Source organism: Pelovirga sp. (assembly GCF_059864205.1).
This window is the reverse complement of sequence record NZ_JCBCBS010000125.1, coordinates 1-2189: the sequence shown is the minus strand read 5'-3', so window position 1 is coordinate 2189 and position 2189 is coordinate 1. Positions and strand designations below refer to the sequence as shown.

Genomic DNA, 2189 nt, shown 5'->3' with positions numbered 1-2189 from the left:
AAAAGTCAGGCACAGAAGCGCAACGCTGAGGCGTTGTCTGAGTTTCTGATCCCCCTGGAGATTCTTCCCTTCGGTGAATCAGCTACGCAGGCCTACGGGGCGATCCGGACATTGCTGGAGCAACAGGGAAAAATCATCGGGGCGATGGATTTACTAATCGCTGCACATGCTGTCTCGTTGGATGCTGTTCTAGTGACGAACAATGTGAAGGAATTCAAAAGGGTACCGGGTCTCAAAATCGAGAACTGGGTAAACACCAAGACCACCGAATCCTGATTCCAGAATCCCTTACCTCCGCCAAATTTTTACCCTCCACTCAATCAAAGATGATTTATAAGACGCCACCTCCTTCCCGTTAATTCGAGTGGCGCTAATTCAAGCCCAACTCAGGGAAAAGTCTGTGTTGTGTTGCTCATGGCCAAAACCTTTTTTACCTTGGATAAAGCAATGGGTGACTGGCGTTAGGCTCTACAGAGAAAGATGTCGCAGACAGCTAATCACCTCATCCAGTTCTTTCCAGGTCGTGGCTCGGCCCAGGCTGAATCGGATCGCCCCCATCCCCTCCTTCACAGGAACACCCATGGCGGCAAGAACGGGGGAGAGGGTCACTGAGCCGGCATGGCAGGCGGAGCCGGTGGAAGCAGCGACCTGCGGCATACGGTCGAGAATCTCAGCGCCGATAAGGCCGGCAAAGTTGATGTTGAGGGTGTTGGAGAGCCGCTGCGTCGGGTGTCCGTTGAGGGAGACCTTCGGGCCGAAGGTCTCCTGCAGCTGATCCCAGAAACGATCGCGCAGATCCTTTATCTGTGGCGCATCAATCCAACCGGCGGCTACTTCGCAGGCCGCTCCCAGTGCCACGGCCAGGAGGACGTTTTCCGTTCCGGCCCGCCGCCCTGATTCATGCCCGGCGCCATGGATGAAAGGCTCAATGCATGTCCCTTTGCGAATGTACAAGGCACCGATTCCTTTGGGGGCATAGAGCTTGTGTCCGGCCAGCGACAGAAGATCGACCCCGAGGGTGTCGACCCTGGTGGGAATCTTGCCGACACTCTGAGCCGCATCGGTGTGGAAAAGAACCCCTGCTTCGTGAGCGATGGCGGCGATCTCTGCAATGGGTTGGATCGTGCCGACCTCGTTGTTGGCATGCATTACTGAGATCAGAATCGTACGGGAGGAGATCGCCCGGCGCACATCGTCCGGATCGACACGACCAAATCGATCGACGGGAAGAAGTGTAATCTTTGCCCCCAGTCGTTCCAGGAAACGGCATGGTGCAAGGGTCGCCGGATGCTCTACCGTCGTAGTGATGATGTGGTCGCCGTGTTCCCGATGGGCAAAAAAGACTCCCTTGAGAGCATGATTATTCGACTCACTACCACCGCTGGTGAAGACGACTTCGGTGGGATCGCAGTCCAGAAGGCCCGCAACCTGCGCCCGCGCCCGTTCCACTGCGTCCTTGGCTGGGATCCCGGCCCAGTGCGGACTGGAGGGGTTGCCGTAATGCTGGGTCAGAAAGGGGCGCATCGCCTCCAACGCCTCATGGGCGATGGGGGTGCTGGCGTTGTAGTCGAGATAGATTTGCTTCGTCATGAAATACCTTTCACTTCGACTCAGGCCGAACTCTCTTCATGTGAGCGGATGGGTGGTGCAGTTCAGCCACCGCAAGAACCGCCGCAGCCGGAACCTGAACCGCTGTTGGCAGCCTTGAGTTCCGGATCAAAGATCACCAGCGGCGTGGTTCTGACCAGCTGTTGATACCAGAATTGCAACTGCTGTTGTTGCTGGGCCGCTGACAGACCTGGATCGCTGACATTCAGGGCCAGGTGCATGCTGATGATCATATCATATCGTTTTTGAGTTGCACGGGAAAAGCCGCCAAGCTGCCGAATCCCTTGGCCGGCAGTTGGTCAAAGTCGGCATGGTCGGCTTTGATCCTCTCGATTTCCGCAAAGACCTCGTCCTCGTAAACGACGACCTGGCTTTGCTCGGCCGCGTTCAGCAGCAGCTCGCGCTGGAGCAGTTCGCTCCACACCTGCTGGCGCAGCTGATTCAGCATCGCGGGGGGCGGCGACTGGGGTATAGATTCCATGCGTTGTTCGAGAACCGCCTGAAATTCATCGCGGGGTAGCAGTCGCTCCCCCACCCGTGCTACATAACGACTGGCCAGGCGCTCATCCTCAGCCCTTAAA

At 57.0% G+C, this 2189-nt stretch carries 4 protein-coding genes; 1 reads left to right on the top strand and 3 read right to left on the bottom strand.

Features of this window, described 5'->3' with window-relative positions:
- The coding region (locus AC6F7T_RS08180) for a PIN domain-containing protein (protein ID WP_500717713.1) at window positions 1–276 on the top strand (276 nt) is incomplete at its 5' end.
- 192 nt (window positions 277–468) lie between these two features.
- Here AC6F7T_RS08180 and AC6F7T_RS08175 read toward each other — a convergent pair.
- From AC6F7T_RS08175 to AC6F7T_RS08165, 3 genes are all read right to left on the bottom strand, one after another.
- On the bottom strand, window positions 469–1590 hold the full coding sequence (locus AC6F7T_RS08175; RefSeq protein ID WP_500717711.1) for an aminotransferase class V-fold PLP-dependent enzyme: 1122 nt from the start codon (window positions 1588–1590) through the stop codon (window positions 469–471).
- Window positions 1591–1652: 62 nt separating this feature from the next.
- Window positions 1653–1841 carry a hypothetical protein gene (locus AC6F7T_RS08170; RefSeq protein WP_500717709.1) on the bottom strand — a complete coding sequence of 63 codons (189 nt, stop codon included), beginning with the start codon at window positions 1839–1841 and terminating at the stop codon, window positions 1653–1655.
- Window positions 1838–2189: SurA N-terminal domain-containing protein (locus AC6F7T_RS08165; RefSeq protein WP_500717706.1), on the bottom strand; the 352-nt coding region annotated here is incomplete at its 5' end. The genes AC6F7T_RS08165 and AC6F7T_RS08170, both read right to left, overlap by 4 nt.